This is a genomic window from Burkholderia sp. HI4860, from assembly GCF_002223045.2.
Taxonomy (GTDB): domain Bacteria; phylum Pseudomonadota; class Gammaproteobacteria; order Burkholderiales; family Burkholderiaceae; genus Burkholderia.
The window spans coordinates 3,484,545-3,502,420 of record NZ_NKFO02000003.1 but is presented as its reverse complement, the minus strand read 5'-3'; the positions used below and the strand labels follow the sequence as shown (position 1 = coordinate 3,502,420).

Sequence of the window (17,876 nt, the reverse complement as noted above, 5' to 3'; positions counted from 1 at the left end):
TCAGTCTCCGAGAAACGCGACGATCAGGCGGTTCACGTCGGCGGCCGCCTCCATCTGTACCATGTGCCCGCTGCCGGCGATCACCTCGGCACGCACGCCGTCAGGCAAACCCTGCGCGTGCTGCGCCGGGATCACCTGGTCGCGCTCGCCCCAGATCACGAGCGTGCGCGGCGCAAGCGTCGCGAGCCGGTCGCGGAACACGCGCCGCTGGGCAGCGCCGTCGAACGCGGCATGCGCGATCTTCTCCAGCGCGGCCTGCACGCCTTCGAGCCGCTTGTACTTGACGAGATCCTCGACGAGCTGCCGCGTGACCAGCGCGTTGTCCGCGAACAGCGCGCCGAGGTGCGGCTTCAGCGTGTTGCGGCTGTTGCCGGCGACGAAGCCGTCGATGTAAGCGCGGTTGATGTCGGTGCCGAGCCCCGCGCTCGCGATCAGCGTCAGCGACGCGACGCGTTGCGGCGCGCGCTCGGCCGCCGCCATCGCCACCGCACCGCCCATCGAATGGCCGATCAGGTGGGCCTGGTCGATGCCCTTCGCATCGAGCAGCGCGAGCACCGCGTCGGCCAGCTCATCGAGGCTGCCCGTCTCGACCGCCTTGCCCGACTCGCCGTGACCGGGCAGGTCGAGCGCCCACACCGGCCGGTGCGCGGCGAGATCCGCGTGATTGAACAGCCAGTTGTTGAGATCGCCGCCGAAGCCGTGGATCAGCACGGCGGGCGTGCCGCTGCCTTCGCCGAGCTTCAGGAAGCGTACCGTCCGGCCGCCGATCTGCGCCTTCTCGGGCTGCGGGCCCGCGGCTTCGTCGGACGCCGCGCTCGGCACGAAATCGCGCTGGAATTCGGCGATCGCCGCGTCGATGTCGGCATCGCTCGCGTCGGCGGCCGCGACGACGCCGAGCAGCGCGCCGACCGGCAGCGTCTCGCCTTCCTGCGCGACCTGCCGGCGCAGCGTGCCGTCGAACGCGCATTCGACGCCCGACGAGATCTTGTCGGTCTCGACGTCGAGCACTTCGTCGCCCTTCGTCACGCGTTCGCCGAGCGCCTTCAGCCAGCCGTTGACCTGCCCCTGCTCCATCGACAGCCCCCACTTGGGCATCGTGATCATGTGAATCGACATCGTGTCAGCTCCTCGTCTTCAGGACCGCCTGCGCAATCGCATCGGCGGACGGGATATACAGGTCTTCCAGCACGCTCGCGAACGGCGCGGGCGTATGCGGCGCGGTCACGAGCTCGATCGGCGCCTTCAGCGCATGGAACGCGCGCTGCGCGACCAGCGCGGCGATATCGGTCGCAATCGAGCAGCGCGGGTTCGCTTCGTCGACGACCACCACGCGCCCGGTGCGCTCCGCGCTTTCGAGGATCGTGTCCTCGTCGAGCGGCGACGTCGTGCGCAGATCGATCACGTCGACCTGGATCCCGTCCTTCGCGAGCTTCGCGGCCGCGTCCATCGCGAGATGCACCATCCGGCCGTACGTGACGATCGTCGCGTCGTCGCCGTCGCGCATCACGTTCGCTTCGCCGAACGGAATCGCATAGGACTCCTCCGGCACGTCGCCTTCACGGGTATAGAGCAGCTTGTGCTCGAGGAAGATCACGGGATCGTTGTCGCGGATCGCCTGGATCAGCAACCCCTTCGCGTCGTACGGCGTCGACGGGCACACGACCTTCAGCCCCGGAATGTGCGTGAACAGCGACGTGAGCATCTGCGAGTGCTGCGCGGCCGCCCGCAGGCCGGCGCCGTACATCGCGCGGATCACGACCGGCGTCACGGCCTTGCCGCCGAACATGTAGCGGAACTTGGCGGCCTGGTTGAAGATCTGGTCGAAGCACACGCCCATGAAATCGATGAACATCAGCTCCGCGACGGGCCGCATCCCGCACGCGGCGGCGCCGACCGCCGCGCCGATGTAGCCGCCCTCCGACAGCGGCGTATCGAGCACGCGGCCCGGAAACTTGTGGAACAGCCCCTTCGTCACGCCGAGCACGCCGCCCCACGCGTCGTCCTCGCCCGGCGCGCCCGCGCCGCCCGCATTGTCCTCGCCCATCACGATCACGCTGTCGTCGCGCGCCATTTCCTGCGCGAGCGCCTCGTTGATCGCCTGCGAATAAGTGATTTTCCTTGCCATGTCTGTCTCCTGGAATGTTCGGTTCGCCGTGTCGGCCGCGGTATCAGGCCGCGCTCACGGGTACGACACGTAGACGTCGGTCAGCAGGTCGGCGGCGTCGGGTACCGGCGCGGCCTTGGCCTGCGCGACCGCATCGTCGATCAGCGCCTTCACCTGCGCATCGACCGCGCGCAGGTCGGCGGTCGTCAGCGCTTCGGCCCGCACGACGCGCGTTTCGAAATGCTTCAGGCAGTCCTTCTCGTCGCGCAGCTTCTGCACCTCACCCGGTGCACGATAGGTTTGCGCATCGCCTTCGAAGTGGCCGAAATAGCGCGTGAACTTCACCTCGACGAGCGTCGGGCCGCCGCCGTTGCGTGCGCGCTCGACGGCTTCGCCGAGCGCTTCATGCACCGCGAAGAAGTCGAAACCGTCGACGATCACGCCCGGCATCCCGAACCCGTTCGCGCGATCGGCGATGTTGTCGGTCGCGACCGACCAGCTCGACGACGTCGCTTCCGCATAGCCGTTGTTCTCGGCCACGAAGATCGCGGGCAGCCGCCACACCGACGCGAGGTTCATCGATTCGAAGATCACGCCCTGGTTCGACGCGCCGTCACCGAAGAAGCACACGCCGACGCCGCCGGTCTTCCTGTGCTTCGCCGCGAGCGCCGCGCCGCAGACGAGCGGGCCGCCCGCGCCGACGATCCCGTTCGCGCCGAGCATCCCCATCGACAGGTCGGCGATGTGCATCGAACCGCCCTTGCCGTGGCAGACGCCCGTCTTCTTGCCGTAGATCTCGGCCATCATCCCGTGCACGTCGACGCCCTTCGCGATGCAATGGCCGTGGCCGCGGTGCGTGGTCGCAACGTAGTCGTCGAGCCCGAGGTGCAGTATCGTGCCGACCGCGGACGCCTCCTCGCCCGCATACAGGTGAACGAAGCCGGGGATCTCGCCGGTCGCGAATTCGACGTGCAGGCGCTCCTCGAATTCGCGGATCGTGCGCATCAGCCGGTACGCGTCCAGCAGTTTGTCCCTGCTGAGCTGTGTCGAAGCGGTCATGTGTGTCTCCTGGGTAGGTCTGACTGCGAATGCCGCCGCGGCCGGGCCGCGGCGACGGATTGCACGGCCGGCGGCCGTCAGTGGAACGTGAAGCCGCCGTCGACGTTCACGGCCTGGCCCGTCACGTTGTCCATCGTCGCGAAGAACAGCGCAAGCCGGCCCATGTCCTCCGGCGTCTGCGCGCGACCCTGCGGAATCAGCGTCAGTTGGTGCCGCTGCCACGATTCCTCGACCGATTCGCCGTCGGTCTTCCATTCGTCGGACAGCCGGTCCCACATGTAGGTCCGCACGATGCCGGGGCAGATCGCGTTGACGGTCACGCCGTCGCGCGCGACCTCCTTCGCGAGCGCGTTCGTGAAGCCGACGACCGCGAATTTCGATGCGCTGTAATGCGCGAGATTCGGAAAGCCTTCCTTGCCGGCGATCGACGCGACGTTGATGATCCGGCCGCGGCCCTGCGCCTTCAGCGGCGCGAGCGCCGCCCGGCAGCCGAGGAACGTGCCCTTCGCGTTCACGTCCATCACGAAATCCCAGTCGCGCTCGGTCAGTTCGCCGACCGGATGAATGCTGATCACGCCCGCGCAGTTCACGAGGATGTCGAGCCGGCCGAGATCCGCGAGCGCCTGCGCAACCATTGCGTCGACCTGCGCGGCCTGCGTGACGTCGACCTTCGCCACCGCCGCCCGGCGGCCGAGCGCGCGTACCTGGCGCGCGGTGGCGTCGAGTGCGTCGTCGAGCAGGTCGGCCAGCAGGATGTCGGCACCCGCGCCGGCGAGCGTCAGGGCAATGCCGCGGCCGATGCCGCGCGCGCCGCCCGTGACGATGGCGACCTGTCCTTCGAGTGGGGCTGTCATGGCAATGTCTCCTTGTCGATCGTTATGGATGCCGAAATGTCACTCGGTAAAGCGGTGTCTCAATAGCGCCACTCGCCGGCATCGCGCAGCAGCTGGCGTGACGACGCATAGCGCAGCGTGCGGCCGACGTCGACCGTCAGCGGCCCGCGCCAGTCGAGCGAGATCTCGTAGCGATCGCCGCGCGCGACCTCGATCTCGCGCTCGCCGTCGAACGCGAGCGTGCCGTGCTCGAACGGAATCGTCTGCCACGCATCCGGCTCGAGCCGCTCGCAACTGCGCATCACGACGCGGTCGACGCGGCCCGGCGCAATCGGCGCGACGAGCGGCGTGCCGGCGGTCATGCCTTCGGCCGCAAAGCGCATCGCCAACCCGTGCGGCGCGCTGCGTTCGAGCGGCGCCCACGCGCCGCCGAGCGCGGACAGGCCGATCCCGTCCGGCTCCGCAAACGTCAGGTACAGCGAATCGATGTCGTCGGCCCCCGAGATCGCGCGGGCGCCGATGAAGCGCTGCCGCGCGGCGCACACGTCGACGAGCGCGACCTCCTCGCGCCCCGGCTGCGCGCCCGCCACGCAGCGCACGACGAGCCGCTTGTTGCGCGTGAACGCGACGTCGGCCGGCACCGCGCCGGTCGCGGCGAGTCCTGCCGCGACGCCGGCGACCGTGGCTTCACGATGTTCGGGAAATGCGTTGTTGGTGCCGGTGGACAGCGCGACGAGCGGCGTCGCGCCACAGTGCGCGGCCACCGCGCGATGGGTGCCGTCGCCGCCGAGCACGACGATCAGCGCGACTTCCATCCGGTGCAGGTACGCGGCGCCGGCCTGCGTATCGGCGACGGTGTCGGTGATCGGCAGGTCGACGAATTCGACGTCGGGCCAGCGCTCGTGCGGCGCGACCGCACGGTGCGTGTCGATCGCACGCAGCAGCAGCGTCGCGATGCCCGTCCGGTCGCGCAGCGTCAGCACGCGCTCGACGCCCATCGCGCCGAGGCCGGCCAGCAGGCGCACGATCATGTTCGCCTTCTCCGCCGTCGGAAAGACGGAGGCATGCGTCGTGAGGCGGCGGATGTCGCGCCCCGATGCGGGGTTCGCGATCACGCCGACGGTAACGGGCATCGTCACGGGTTCGTCTCCATCCAGTTGGCCGGCCGCGGCGCGTTGGCGTGCCGCGGCCCTGCCTGTCTCGTCCGCTGCCATCGCCGGGCGGCGGATCGTCGTCGACGCGACCGCGCCGACTTGCCCGTGATCTCTGCAAGCGGCGTGCCACCCTACATACGATGAACGTAAAACCCTTGTGAATGCTGAAGCGACGGGGATGCCGGTGTTCCGCAATCGCTGCTGGAAGGACGGAGTGCGCGGCCATTCGGCCCGCTCGTCTCACCGCGTCGATACGGCGAAACGGCTGCCGCGACGCCGGTGCAAGCGCACCGCCCTGCCCGCAAACCCCCGCCATTGCGCGGCGCCGCGCAGGCCGCGTCATACCGGACGATCCCCGCCTGTCGCACACGCACGCGTCTCAACGACACGAGACAGCTCGCGATACCGTGAGACGAACGTCTCAGGCCCGCCGCGTGCTGCGATGCAATGTGATCCGACGAACGGGATGTGCTACAAGAACATCGCATCCCCGCCGTACGGAACCGGAGCCGACCATGCCCTACGCCGTCCCCCAGGCCCAGCACGCCGACCGCGTGCTCGGCGCGCTCGCCGGACGCCTGCCCGCGCCGGCCGACTCCACGCGCCTCGTGTCGTCGTGGCAGCGGTCGCTGGAGCGTTACAGCCTCGACCCCGCTTCGTCGATCGGCCCGCGCGTGCTGACCGCAGCCGAGCTCCGTGAAGTACGCGACAAGGAAGAGGCCTTCCTGCGCGCGTCGGGCCAGTGCCTGACGCGGCTGCACGACATGATCCGCGTCGCCGACTACTGCGTGATGCTGACCGATGCGCACGGCGTGACGATCGACTACCGGATCGACCGCGAGCGCCGCAACGACTTCCGTCATGCGGGGCTGCACATCGGCTCATGCTGGTCGGAAAGCGAGGAAGGCACCTGCGGTGTCGCGAACGTGCTGACCGATCTCGCGCCGATCACCGTGCACAAGACGGATCACTTTCGTGCGGCGTTCACGACGCTCACCTGCAGCGCGGCACCGATCTTCTCGCCGGGCGGCGAGCTGATCGGCGTGCTCGACGCGTCGGCCGTTCATTCGCCCGACGGCCGCGACAGCCAGCGTCTCGTCTATCAGCTCGTGCGGCAGAGCGCGGCGCTGATCGAGGACGGCTACTTCGTGCACAGCACCGCGCAGCACTGGATCCTGTTCGGTCATCCGAATCGTCACTACGTCGAAGCGCAACCCGAATGGCTGATCGCGTTCGACGAATGCGGCAACATCGTCGCCGCGAACCGGCAGGCGCGCGACGCACTGCCGGCGCTGCGCGAACCGCGCCATATCGACGAGATCTTCGACGCGACCGAGATGCCGCTGCGCGATGCCGCGCGGCTCGATGCGATCGTCGCGCTGCGGCTGCGCGCGACCGGCGCGCCGCTCTATGCACGGCTGCGTGCGCCGCTACGGCGCACCGGCCGGGAGCCCGGCACGGCCTCGCGCCGCCCGGGAAGCGCGCAACGCCACGTCGGCGCACTGGCGCCGTTTCTGCAAAGCAGCGACGCGCATATCGCGCAGCAGGCCGAACTCGCGCTGCGTGTCGCAAGCAAGCGGCTGCCGATTCTCGTGCTCGGCGAAACCGGTGCGGGGAAGGAAGTATTCGCGCGCGCGATCCACGATGCCGGTGCGCGGCGTGCGCGGCCGTTCGTCGCGGTCAACTGCGGCGCGCTGCCCGAAGCGCTGATCGAGAGCGAACTGTTCGGCTATGCGGCCGGCGCGTTCACCGGCGCACGCAAGCACGGCGCGCGCGGCAAGATCGCGCTCGCCGACGGCGGCACGCTGTTCCTCGATGAAATCGGCGACATGCCGCTCGCGCTGCAGACGCGCCTGTTGCGCGTGCTCGCCGACGGCGAAGTCGTGCCGCTCGGCAGCGATACGCCGGTCCGCGTCGATCTCGACGTGATTTGCGCGACGCACCGCGATCTCGCGCGGATGGTGGCCGAGGGCACGTTCCGCGAGGATCTGTACTACCGGCTGAGCGGCGCGACGTTCGAACTGCCGCCGCTGCGCGAGCGTGCCGACGTGCGCGACGTGATCGCCGCCGTGTTCGCCGAGGAGGCGCAGGCCACCGGCCACGTGCTGACGCTCGATGCGACGCTCGCCGAACAACTCGCCGCGTATCCGTGGCCCGGCAACGTGCGGCAATTGCGCAACGTGCTGCGCTATGCGTGCGCGGTGTGCGACGCCGCGCGCGTGACGCGGCGAGATCTGCCGGCCGATATCGCCACGCAGCTTGGCGGCACGTCGCCCGGCGGGCTGCCCGACGACGAACGCGGCCGCATCGTCGCGGCGCTCACCGCGCATCGCTGGCGGCCCGACGCGGCCGCGCAGGCGCTCGGCATCTCGCGCGCGACGCTGTACCGGCGCATTGCGAAGCACCGGATCGTCGCGCCGCACCGCGCGTGACGCGCGGGCGCGTGCTTCGTCATGCGGGCTGCATAGCTGCTTCGTTCGCATCTGCCGCGTTACCGGCCGCCTCATCGCGCCGCGTGAACACTTCGTGCGCGGCGAACAGCGCGTTGAGCGCGGCCGGAAAACCCGCGTAGACGGCCATCTGCATGAACACCTCGACGATCTCGTCGCGCGTGCAGCCGACGTTCAGCGCGGCCTCGACATGCACTTTGAGTTGCGGCTGCGCATTGCCGAGCGCGGCCAGCGCCGCGATCGTCGCGATCTCGCGCGCTTTCAGGTCGAGCTGCGGCCGGCTGTAGATGTCGCCGAAACCGAACTCGACCAGGAGCCGCCCGAAATCCGGTGCGATCGGCGCGAGCGCCGCGATCACGCGTTCGCCCACTTCGCCGTCGATTTCCTTCAGTTTGTTCCAGCCGCGCGTGTAGCGGTCTTCAACGAGTCGTTCCATTGTGTCCGTCCTGTTCCGAGGGAGAGTGAGAAGGTTTCGCCCGTCGCGCCGTATCCCGCTCCTGAGCCTCGTAATACGCGATCTTGTCGCTGATCACGTCGAGGCTCGCCTGCAGCTCCGCGATATGCGCGCGCACTGCGTCGCGATGTGCGACGAGCAGGCTGCGCCGCGCACCGAAGGTCGACTCGCCTTGCGCACGCAGCGCCGCGAACGCCTGCATCTGCGCGATCGGCATGCCGGTCGCCTTCAGGCGCATCACGAAGGCCAGCCAGTCAAGGTCGGCCGGCGCATAGAGCCGGTGCCCGGCCGCCGTGCGCGAAATCGCGCGCAGCAGGCCGGCCTGCTCGTAGTACCGCAGCGTATGCGTCGACAAGCCGGTCATTTCGGCGACCTGGCCGATCGTCAGCGGGCCGGCGGAGGAAGATTGGGATACGGTGTTCGACATGGCAGCAACAAGGTTAGGAGTTAGAGTTCACTCTAAGTCAAGCCCTGTCGAACGGCCAGTGCAACGATCGTCAGCGACACCCCGGCGACACCGTAAAGAATGGTCAAAACCGCCGCCCGGCGCAGGGTTCGGTCTTTACAGCGCCGCAAGCCTTCAGCAAGATTCGGTCAGCCTGTCTTAAAAAGGGCACGCATTTGTCCTATGCTTAACGGCGACGTCCGGCCGGGCGTCACGCCGCCGTCCGTTGCAACAGCCATTCATCCGTCAGAACCAGGGAGCCTTTGCCATGCTGAAAAAGCTGCTGATGCTGTTCGTCGCGCTATCGCTGTCGCTCGCCGCAGGCGTTGCCGCGGCCGTCGAAGTCAACACGGCTGACCAGGCCGCGCTCGAATCCGTGAAGGGTCTCGGACCCGTGAAGTCGAAGGCGATCATCGACGAACGCACCAAGAACGGCCCGTTCAAGGACGCGGACGATCTCGCAAACCGCGTCAAGGGCCTCGGCACGAAGTCGGTCGGGCATCTCGAGGAAAACGGCCTGACGATCGGCGGCGCGTCGACGCCGCCGAAGGGCGTGAAGCTGTCGAAGCCGGCCGCGACGACATCGGCCACCACGTCGACCACGACGTCGGCAGGCACGGCGTCGACGTCCACGACCGCGACGGCCGGCACGACGGCCACCGCACCGGCACCGGCGGCAAGCGCGCCGGATACGGCGAAGCCGGCCAAGGCCAAGCGCATGACGAAGAAGGAAAAGGCGGCCGCAGCAGCGGCGGCATCCGCCGATGCGGGTGCGAGCGCACCGGCCGCCGCGTCGTCGGCAAAAGCGACGAAGGGTTCGAAGAAGAAAGGCAAGAAGGACAAGGCAGCCTCCGCCGCCGCGGCGTCGGGCGCCTGATGTGCGCCGCGCGCGCGACGGCGTGTGCGCGGCATTCGTTCAACGGGCGCCCACTGTGTGGCGCCCTTATCGGTAAAGGTGAAGAACCATGGGTCTTCTCGACATCGTTGGCGGTCTGATCGGCGGCCAGGCCGGCGGCAACTCGCAAAGCGCGCTGATCACGACCGCGCTCGAATTCATCAACAACCAGCCGGGCGGCCTGAACGGCCTCATCGAGAAGTTCAAGGCCGGCGGCGCCGGCGACATCATCGGCTCGTGGGTCGGCAACGGCCAGAACCAGCCGATCTCGCCGGACACGCTGCAGAACGTGCTCGGCTCGGACGCGATCGGTGCGCTCGCGAGCAAGTTCGGCGTCGATCCGTCGACGGCGTCGACCGTCCTCGCGCAGGTGCTGCCGCACGTCGTCAACCACGCGACGCCGGACGGTGCGGTGCCGGCCGACGGCCAGGCACAGGTCGACCCGTCGAACGTGCTCGGCTCGCTGTCGCAGATCGCCGGCATGTTCGGCGGCAACAAGCAGGGCTGACACGCTGCGTCGTTGCGACGCGCCATAAGCAAACACCCCGCCGAGGCGGGGTGTTTGTTTTTGTGCGCCCGGCGCGAACCGGGCGGCGGCCGGAGCCCTGCGATCAGTGAACGACGCGGTCGAACACGAACTTGCCGTCCTGGACGTCGACCGGGATCACGTCCTTCGGACCGAAGCGGCCCGCGAGGATCAGCTTCGCGACCGGGTTCTCGATCTCCTGCTGGATCGCGCGCTTCAGCGGACGCGCACCGAACAGCGGATCGTAGCCGACCTTGCCGATCTGTTCGAGCGCCGCTTCCGACACGTCGAGCGCCATGTCGAGCTTCGCGAGCCGGTCGTGCAGGCGGGCGAGCTGGATCTTCGCGATCGACTCGATGTTGCTGCGGTCGAGCGCATGGAACACGACGACGTCGTCGATCCGGTTCAGGAACTCGGGGCGGAAATGCTGCTTCACCTCGAGCCACACCGCGTCCTTGATCTCTTCCTGCGGCGCACCCGTCATCGCCTGGATGACCTGCGAGCCGAGGTTCGACGTCATCACGATCACCGTGTTCTTGAAGTCGACCGTGCGCCCCTGCCCGTCCGTCATGCGGCCGTCGTCGAGCACCTGCAGCAGCACGTTGAACACGTCCGGATGCGCCTTCTCGATCTCGTCGAGCAGGATCACGCTGTACGGCTTGCGGCGCACGGCTTCCGTCAGGTAGCCGCCTTCCTCGTAGCCGACATAGCCCGGCGGCGCGCCGATCAGCCGCGCGACGCTGTGCTTCTCCATGAACTCGCTCATGTCGATGCGGATCAGGTGCTCTTCCGAATCGAACAGGAACGACGCCAGCGCCTTGCACAGCTCGGTCTTGCCGACACCCGTCGGGCCGAGGAACAGGAACGAGCCGTACGGACGGTTCGGATCGGCGAGACCGGCGCGCGAACGGCGGATCGCGTCGGCCACCGCGCTGATCGCCTCGTGCTGGCCGACCACGCGCTCATGCAGCTTTTCCTCGATGTGCAGCAGCTTCTCGCGTTCGCCCTGCATCATCCGCGACACCGGAATCCCGGTCGAACGCGACACGACTTCCGCGATTTCCTCGGCGCCGACCTGCGTGCGCAGCAGGCGCGGGCGCGTCGGGTTGTGCTGCTCCTGCTCTTCGGCCTGCGTGACCTGCTTCAGCTGCGCCTCGAGCTGCGGCAGCTTGCCGTACTGCAGCTCGGCCACCTTCTCCAGCTTGCCGTCACGCTGCAGCCGCGCGATGTCCGCCCGCACCTTCTCGATCTCTTCCTTCAACTGCGCGCTACCCTGCACCGCGGCCTTCTCGGCGGTCCAGATTTCCTCGAGGTCCGCGTACTCGCGGCCGAGACGCTCGATCTCTTCCTCGATCAGCTGCAGGCGCTTCTGCGACGCTTCGTCCTGCTCCTTCTTAACGGCTTCGCGTTCGATCTTCAGCTGGATCAGGCGACGATCGAGCTTGTCCATCTCTTCGGGCTTCGAATCGATTTCCATCTTGATCTTCGAAGCGGCTTCGTCGATCAGGTCGATGGCCTTGTCCGGCAGGAAACGGTCGGTGATGTAGCGATGCGACAGCTCGGCCGCGGCGACGATCGCCGGGTCGGTGATGTCGACACCGTGGTGCAGTTCGTACTTCTCCTGCAGCCCGCGCAGGATCGCGATCGTCGCCTCGACGCTCGGCTCGTCGACGAGCACCTTCTGGAAGCGGCGCTCGAGCGCGGCATCCTTCTCGATGTACTTGCGGTATTCGTCGAGCGTGGTCGCGCCGATGCAGTGCAGCTCACCGCGCGACAGCGCCGGCTTCAGCATGTTGCCCGCATCCATCGCGCCTTCGGCCTTGCCTGCGCCGACCATCGTGTGGATTTCGTCGATGAAGACGATCGTCTGGCCTTCGTCCTTCGCGATGTCGTTGAGCACCGCCTTCAGGCGCTCCTCGAATTCGCCGCGATATTTCGCGCCGGCGAGCAGTGCGGCCATGTCGAGCGACAGCACGCGCTTGCCCTTCAGCGTCTCGGGCACTTCGCCGTTGACGATCCGCTGTGCGAGCCCTTCGACGATCGCCGTCTTGCCGACGCCCGGCTCGCCGATCAGCACCGGGTTGTTCTTGGTGCGGCGCTGCAGGATCTGGATCGAACGGCGGATTTCGTCGTCGCGGCCGATCACCGGATCGAGCTTGCCCGCACGGGCGCGCTCGGTCAGGTCGACCGTGTATTTCTTCAGCGCCTCGCGCTGGCTTTCCGCGTCCTGGCTGTGCACCTGCGAGCCGCCGCGCACGGCGGCGATCGCGGCTTCCAGCGCCTTGCGCGTGAGGCCGTGCTGGCGGGCGAGCTTGCCGGCGTCGCCCTTGTCGTCGGACACGGCGAGCAGGAACATCTCGCTCGCGATGAACGTGTCGTTGAGCTTCTGCGCTTCCTTGTCGGCCTGGTTCAGCAGCCCGGCCAGTTCACGGCCGATCTGGATGTCGCCGCCCGTGCCCGTCACTTGCGGCAGGCGCGAGATGGCCTCGTTCAGCGCGCCTTGCAGCGCCTGAATGTGAACACCCGCGCGCGACATCAGCGAGCGGGCGGAACCGTCCTGCTGCGCGACCAGCGCCGCGAGAACGTGAACGGGTTCGATGTATTGATTGTCGCGGCCTGCCGCGAGGCTTTGCGCGTCCGCGAGTGCTTCCTGGAACTTGGTGGTGAGCTTGTCGATTCTCATTTAGTCGAGACCTCCAATTTTCGATTAACACCAAGATGAGGATGGTTATGCGGCTTTCAAGCGAAATTCGGGTTGATTCAGCGCAAAAATCGATGGATATCCTTGAAGCGGCCCCGGGACGGGCCACGGCCGGATCGAGACGCGCGGCGAGCGCGTCTCAGCGCGCCGTCGACGGCGGCTCGACGGACGCCGGTGCGTCTTCCGGTAAAGGCTCGGCATGCAGGCGCACGACCGAATGAATGCCGAGCAACGCGGCGAGCGGCGACGCGGGCTCGATCAGTGCGCCGAGCGTGTGACGGTCGAGTTCGGCGAAAAACGCGTCGCGCGCGGCCGCCAGCACGCCCTTCAACCGGCAATGCGGCTCGATCACGCAGCCGCGCGATTCGTCGTCGGCCGAGAAGCAGCCGACCAGCGCGAAATCGCTCTCGGTCGCACGCACGACCTGGCCGACGGTCAGTTGCAACGATTCGGGGAACAGCCGCAGCCCGCCATTGCGACCGCGGACGGTGTCGACCCACCCCAGCTCGCCGAGCTGCTGCACGACTTTCATCAGATGGTTCTTCGAGATGCCGTAGGCGTCCGAGATCTCCTGGATCGTAGCGAGCCCCTCGCCGCGCACGGCAAGGTACAGCATCACGCGCAGCGAATAGTCGGTGTAGTCGGTGAGTCTCATGGGCGAATACGGAAAAAATCGATCGTACCCCGATTACGTGAGCCGGGCCGACCGGGATGCGCACGAGGCCGGTTGGCGACCCTGCTCCGCGGCCCCGGGTTGCCGGGATGGCGTGCGCGCAATAAGATGCGTGACACTTGCACGTTTTTCAGGGGTGTTGGACGCTATTTTGCGTCAAAATTCGGTCGGCGTCCTACTCGATGCCCGCGCCGCCCCTGTCGTTGCCTATTTCTGCCGGCCCTTTTGCCATGACCGTCCTGCCCGCCTCGCCCGATACCGCCCCGGCCCGCCCTCGCGACACCGAGCCGACCGAAGGGAACATTCGCGATCTCGTCTACGCGTTCTACGACCGCGTACGCGCCGATCCGCTGCTGGGGCCCGTGTTCGACGCAAAGCTGGCCGGCCGCTGGGACGACCACCTGCCGAAGATGGTCACGTTCTGGTCGAGCCTCGTGCTCGGCACCAAGGGCTATCGCGGCAACGTGCAGCAGGCGCACCAGCCGCTCGACGGGATCGAGCCCGCCCATTTCAGCCGCTGGCTGTCGCTGTTCCTGAAGACCGTCGAGGCGCGCTACGCGCCGCCCGCGGCGATCCGCTTCATGGAGCCGGCACTGCGGATCGCCCAGAGCCTCCAGTTGAGCCGGTTCGGCTGGGACTATCATATTCCGCCCGAGCAGCAGGCGCTGCTCGACGCGATCGCGCCGCGCCGTCGCGATGCAGGTGACGATCCGCACGCGCTGCCGTCGCGCGCCCGCGGCGAGCCGTTTCCGACGAAGATCATCGGGCGCAGCAGCGATCCGGACGCGTAACGGGCCACCGGCGGGCCGCCGGCGCGCGCGAGGCTTCGCGCGCATGCGGCATCGCGCCGCATTACCGTGGCGCCACGCTCAGCGCCGCGTATTGCCCGATTCGATGCCCCAGCGCGCGAGCGCGGCATCGTCGGTGCTGCGCGCATCGACCCAGCGCTCGCCATCCGGCGTCGTTTCCTTCTTCCAGAACGGCGCTTCGGTCTTCAGGTAGTCCATCACGAACTCGCACGACGCGAACGCGTCGCCGCGGTGCGATGCGACCGTTGCGACCATCACGATCTGGTCGAGCGGCAGGAGCGTGCCGACGCGGTGCACGATCGCGACATCGATGCCCGGCCAGCGCCGGCCGGCCTCGGCGGCAATCTTCTCGAGCGCCTTCTCGGTCATCCCCGGATAGTGCTCGAGCGCCATCGCGGCCACCGAATCGCCTTCGTTCAGGTCGCGCACCGTGCCGACGAAGCACGCGAGCGCGCCGATCTTCGGGTTGCGTGCGCGCAATGCCGCGACCTCGACGTTCAGGTCGAAGTCGTCGGTCTGGATTCGTACCGTTGCCATCGCCAGCGCCTCAACCGCCCGTGACCGGCGGAAAGAACGCGACTTCGCAGCCTTCGGTGAGCCGCGTGTCGGGATCGGTCATCTCGTGGTTGCACGCCATGCGCAGCGCGCGCCCTTCGGCGAGCGTCTCGGCCCATGCCCCGCCGCGCACGCGCAGCCACGCGCGCACGTCGCCCACGGTCGTGACGCTGTCCGGCACGTCGGCCTGCTCGTCGGCAACGCCCAATGCCTCGCGTACGCTTGCAAAAAATTTCAGTTGAATCTTCATGGTTCGGGAAGCCGTCGCATTACGACAGCAGTTCGGAAAACGGAATGAAACGCACGGTCTCGCCGGCACTGATCGCGTGCTGCGGCGGGTTGTCGATGAGGCCGTCGCCCCACACCGTCGACGTCAGCACCGCCGAGCTCTGGTTCGGGAACAGATCGAGGCCGCCCGCCGCGTTGACGCGCGCACGCAGGAATTCGTTGCGCCGGTCGCCCTTGTTTTGCGAAAAGTCGGCGCGCAGCGACAGCGCGCGCGGCGCGACGTCGCGCACGCCGGACAGGCGCAGCAGGAACGGCCGCACGAACAGCAGGAACGTGACGAAGCTCGACACCGGGTTGCCGGGTAGCCCGATGAAGTGCGCGTCGGGGCGATCGTCGCCGCGGCGCACCGCGCCGTACGCAAGCGGCTTGCCGGGCTTCATCGCGATTTGCCAAAGCGCGAGCCGCCCTTCGGCCTCGACGGCCGGCTTCACGTGGTCCTCGTCACCGACCGACACGCCACCGCTCGTCAGGATCACGTCGTGATCGCGCGCGGCCGCGCGCAGCGTGTCGCGGGTCGCGGCGAGCGAATCGGGCACGATCCCGTAGTCGGTCACGTGGCAGCCGAGCCGCTCCAGCAGCCCGCGCAGCGTGAACCGGTTCGAGTTGTAGATCGCGCCGGGCTTCAGCGGCTCGCCCGGCATCGTCAGTTCGTCGCCGGTGAAGAACACCGCGACGCGAATTCGCCGCGCAACCGGCAGTTGCGCGCAGCCGACCGACGCGGCGAGGCCGAGCGCCTGTGGCGTGAGTCGCGTGCCGGCCGGCAGGATCACCGAACCCTGCCGGATATCCGCGCCCTGCGCGGTGATCCATTCGCCGACCTTCGGCGTGTGCAGGATCTCGACCGCATCGCCGTCGGCCGACGTCTGCTCCTGCATCACGACGGCGTCGGCGCCGGGCGGCACCGTCGCGCCGGTGAAGATCCGCGCGGCCGTGCCGGCAGCGAGCGGCGCGGCCGGATGACCGGCCGGAATGCGCTGCGACACCGGCAAGCGCCGCTCGCCATGCAGCAGGTCGGCGACGCGCACCGCATAGCCGTCCATCGCGCTCGTATGCATCGGCGGCACGTCGAGCGGCGAGCTCACGTCGGCCGCCAGCACGCGGCCGAGCGCGTCGAGCGTGGCGACGGTTTCGGCGCCGGGCAACGGCTTCGCGGCATCGAGCAGCGCGGCGAGCGCCTCGGCGGTCGACAGCATCGGCGCGCGCGGCGCCGCGGGATTCGGGTTCGACATCGATGGAATCGGGGATCGTTGAATTCAATACGTCATTGTAGCGACGCCGTCGCGCGGGCGCGCGATATGGCGGCCATGCGGAAACTGTGATTCGCGCGAACGCGCCGGTCTGACACTTGTTTCGAACGCATTGTGACGACCGCCGCTTGGCAGTTGCCAAACGAAACGGCCGGAACCCCGATCCGTTCGACGAATCGGCGTTCCGGCCGTCCTGCGCAGCCGGGCCCGCAGGCCCGGCCGTGCGTCATGCGCCCGTATGGGCGGCGATGAAGTCCTTCACTTGCTGCGCGTCGGCCTTCACGACCTCGAAACGCTGCGGCAGCGCCTCGAGCCCGTCGAATGCGGCCGGCCGCTCGGCTTCGCGATCGAGTGCCTCGCGAATCGTCTCGCCGAACTTGATCGGCTGCGCCGTCTCGAGCACGACCATCGGCACGCCCGCGTCGAGATGCTCGCGCGCGACTTTCACGCCGTCGGCGGTGTGCGTATCGATCATCGTGTCGTAGCGCGAGAACACGTCGCGAATCGTCGCGATGCGGTCCGTGTGGCTGCTGCGCCCCGACACGAAACCGAACTCGGCGACGCGCGAGAAATCGCCGCTCGCCGCGAGATCGAAGCCGCCCTTCTCCTCGACGTCGCGGAACAGCTGCATCACGCGCGCCGGGTCGCGGCCGAGCAGGTCGAACACGAAGCGCTCGAAGTTCGACGCCTTCGAGATGTCCATGCTCGGGCTGCTCGTGTGATAGGTGTTCTCCGCGCTGCGCACGCGATACGCGCCCGTGCGGAAGAACTCGTCGAGCACGTCGTTCTCGTTGGTCGCGACCACGAGCTTCGCGATCGGCAACCCCATCATCCGCGCGATGTGGCCGGCGCAGACATTGCCGAAGTTGCCCGACGGCACCGTGAACGACACGCGTTCGTCATTCGACCGGGTGGCCGCGAAGTAACCCTTGAAGTAGTACACGACCTGCGCGACGACGCGTGCCCAGTTGATCGAATTGACCGTGCCGATCTTCTGCTGCGCCTTGAACGCGTGATCGTTCGACACGGCCTTCACGATGTCCTGGCAATCGTCGAACACGCCTTCGACCGCGAGGTTGAAGATGTTCGGATCCTGCAGGCTGAACATCTGGGCCGTCTGGAACGCGCTCATCTTCTTGTGCGGCGACAGCATGAACACGCGCACGCCGGCCTTGCCGCGCATCGCGTATTCGGCCGCGCTGCCCGTGTCGCCGGACGTCGCGCCGAGAATGTTCAGCGACTGCCCGTGCTTCGCGAGCGTGTACTCGAACAGGTTGCCGAGCAACTGCATCGCCATGTCCTTGAACGCGAGCGTCGGGCCGTTCGACAGTTCGAGCAGCGAGAGCGGCGCGCCGTTCTCGGTACCGAGCGCCTTCAGCGGCGTGATGTCGGACGCGTTCTCGCCATGGCGCGTGTTGCGGTACACATCGGCCGTGTACGTGCGGCGCGTGATCGCGCGCAGGTCGTCGGCCGGCACGTCGTCGCAGAACTTCGACAGGATCTCGAACGCGAGATCCGCGTACGACAGCGTGCGCCAGCGCGCGAGCTCGTCGGCGGACACCGTCGGATACTCGGCCGGCAGGTAGAGCCCGCCGTCCTTCGCGAGACCGCCGAGCAGGATGTCGGAGAACGTGTGGCGCTCGCCGATGCCGGCGCCGCGCGTGGAGATGTAGTTCATGTCGT

Annotated in this window: 17 protein-coding genes; 4 read left to right on the top strand and 13 right to left on the bottom strand. The window is 68.0% G+C overall.

Annotated features, from left to right (window positions below):
• The 5 genes from CFB34_RS31690 to CFB34_RS31670 form a co-directional block, all read right to left on the bottom strand.
• Entirely contained in the window at nucleotides 1-1,116 is a 1,116-nt protein-coding gene (locus CFB34_RS31690; RefSeq protein WP_089440243.1) for an acetoin dehydrogenase dihydrolipoyllysine-residue acetyltransferase subunit, read from the bottom strand.
• Nucleotides 1,117-1,120: 4 nt separating this feature from the next.
• Nucleotides 1,121-2,125: an alpha-ketoacid dehydrogenase subunit beta gene (locus CFB34_RS31685; protein WP_089440244.1), complete on the bottom strand. Its 1,005-nt coding sequence runs from the start codon at nucleotides 2,123-2,125 to the stop codon at nucleotides 1,121-1,123.
• 54 nt (nucleotides 2,126-2,179) lie between these two features.
• The gene (locus tag CFB34_RS31680) at nucleotides 2,180-3,163 is read right to left on the bottom strand and encodes a thiamine pyrophosphate-dependent dehydrogenase E1 component subunit alpha (protein WP_089440245.1); all 984 of its coding nucleotides are present in this window, start codon (nucleotides 3,161-3,163) and stop codon (nucleotides 2,180-2,182) included.
• A 77-nt stretch (nucleotides 3,164-3,240) separates the two neighbouring features.
• Nucleotides 3,241-4,017 carry an SDR family NAD(P)-dependent oxidoreductase gene (locus CFB34_RS31675; RefSeq protein WP_089440246.1) on the bottom strand — a complete coding sequence of 259 codons (777 nt, stop codon included), beginning with the start codon at nucleotides 4,015-4,017 and terminating at the stop codon, nucleotides 3,241-3,243.
• Nucleotides 4,018-4,076: 59 nt separating this feature from the next.
• A complete protein-coding gene (locus CFB34_RS31670) occupies nucleotides 4,077-5,135 on the bottom strand; it encodes an NAD(+)/NADH kinase (protein WP_089440247.1) in 1,059 nt (352 codons plus the stop codon).
• A 530-nt stretch (nucleotides 5,136-5,665) separates the two neighbouring features.
• On the opposite strand from CFB34_RS31670, the gene CFB34_RS31665 reads away from it, so the two are divergent.
• The gene (locus CFB34_RS31665; RefSeq protein WP_089440248.1) at nucleotides 5,666-7,582 is read left to right on the top strand and encodes a sigma-54-dependent Fis family transcriptional regulator; all 1,917 of its coding nucleotides are present in this window, start codon (nucleotides 5,666-5,668) and stop codon (nucleotides 7,580-7,582) included.
• 19 nt (nucleotides 7,583-7,601) lie between these two features.
• Here the strand turns inward: CFB34_RS31665 and CFB34_RS31660 are convergent, their stop codons facing one another.
• Together CFB34_RS31660 and CFB34_RS31655 are read right to left on the bottom strand one after the other, a co-directional pair.
• Nucleotides 7,602-8,036, bottom strand: a complete 435-nt coding sequence (locus CFB34_RS31660; protein ID WP_089440249.1) for a carboxymuconolactone decarboxylase family protein — start codon at nucleotides 8,034-8,036, stop codon at nucleotides 7,602-7,604.
• Nucleotides 8,020-8,481: a MerR family transcriptional regulator gene (locus CFB34_RS31655; protein WP_089440250.1), complete on the bottom strand. Its 462-nt coding sequence runs from the start codon at nucleotides 8,479-8,481 to the stop codon at nucleotides 8,020-8,022. Before CFB34_RS31655 ends, CFB34_RS31660 begins: the two co-directional genes overlap by 17 nt.
• A 286-nt stretch (nucleotides 8,482-8,767) precedes the next feature.
• Here CFB34_RS31655 and CFB34_RS31650 point away from each other — a divergent pair, with 286 nt between their 5' ends.
• Nucleotides 8,768-9,376: a helix-hairpin-helix domain-containing protein gene (locus CFB34_RS31650; protein WP_089440251.1), complete on the top strand. Its 609-nt coding sequence runs from the start codon at nucleotides 8,768-8,770 to the stop codon at nucleotides 9,374-9,376.
• Nucleotides 9,377-9,464: 88 nt separating this feature from the next.
• Nucleotides 9,465-9,902 (top strand): YidB family protein, encoded by a 438-nt coding sequence (locus tag CFB34_RS31645; RefSeq protein ID WP_089440252.1) that lies wholly within the window; start codon nucleotides 9,465-9,467, stop codon nucleotides 9,900-9,902.
• Nucleotides 9,903-10,005: 103 nt separating this feature from the next.
• On the opposite strand, the gene clpB is transcribed toward CFB34_RS31645, so the two are convergent.
• Complete coding sequence (clpB, locus tag CFB34_RS31640) at nucleotides 10,006-12,603, bottom strand: ATP-dependent chaperone ClpB (RefSeq protein WP_089440253.1); 2,598 nt, start codon at nucleotides 12,601-12,603, stop codon at nucleotides 10,006-10,008.
• A gap of 157 nt (nucleotides 12,604-12,760) precedes the next feature.
• On the bottom strand, nucleotides 12,761-13,276 hold the full coding sequence (locus CFB34_RS31635; RefSeq protein ID WP_089440254.1) for an Rrf2 family transcriptional regulator: 516 nt from the start codon (nucleotides 13,274-13,276) through the stop codon (nucleotides 12,761-12,763).
• A 248-nt stretch (nucleotides 13,277-13,524) separates the two neighbouring features.
• On the opposite strand from CFB34_RS31635, the gene CFB34_RS31630 reads away from it, so the two are divergent.
• Nucleotides 13,525-14,085 (top strand): group III truncated hemoglobin, encoded by a 561-nt coding sequence (locus tag CFB34_RS31630; RefSeq protein WP_089440255.1) that lies wholly within the window; start codon nucleotides 13,525-13,527, stop codon nucleotides 14,083-14,085.
• Between the two features lie 78 nt (nucleotides 14,086-14,163).
• Here the strand turns inward: CFB34_RS31630 and CFB34_RS31625 are convergent, their stop codons facing one another.
• The 4 genes from CFB34_RS31625 to thrC form a co-directional block, all read right to left on the bottom strand.
• Nucleotides 14,164-14,640 carry a molybdenum cofactor biosynthesis protein MoaE gene (locus CFB34_RS31625; RefSeq protein WP_089440256.1) on the bottom strand — a complete coding sequence of 159 codons (477 nt, stop codon included), beginning with the start codon at nucleotides 14,638-14,640 and terminating at the stop codon, nucleotides 14,164-14,166.
• A gap of 10 nt (nucleotides 14,641-14,650) precedes the next feature.
• The gene (gene moaD, locus CFB34_RS31620) at nucleotides 14,651-14,908 is read right to left on the bottom strand and encodes a molybdopterin converting factor subunit 1 (protein ID WP_011352296.1); all 258 of its coding nucleotides are present in this window, start codon (nucleotides 14,906-14,908) and stop codon (nucleotides 14,651-14,653) included.
• A gap of 19 nt (nucleotides 14,909-14,927) precedes the next feature.
• Nucleotides 14,928-16,175, bottom strand: a complete 1,248-nt coding sequence (gene glp, locus CFB34_RS31615) for a gephyrin-like molybdotransferase Glp (RefSeq protein ID WP_089440257.1) — start codon at nucleotides 16,173-16,175, stop codon at nucleotides 14,928-14,930.
• Between the two features lie 244 nt (nucleotides 16,176-16,419).
• Entirely contained in the window at nucleotides 16,420-17,871 is a 1,452-nt protein-coding gene (thrC, locus tag CFB34_RS31610; RefSeq protein ID WP_089440258.1) for a threonine synthase, read from the bottom strand.
• Nucleotides 17,872-17,876 lie beyond the last annotated feature (5 nt).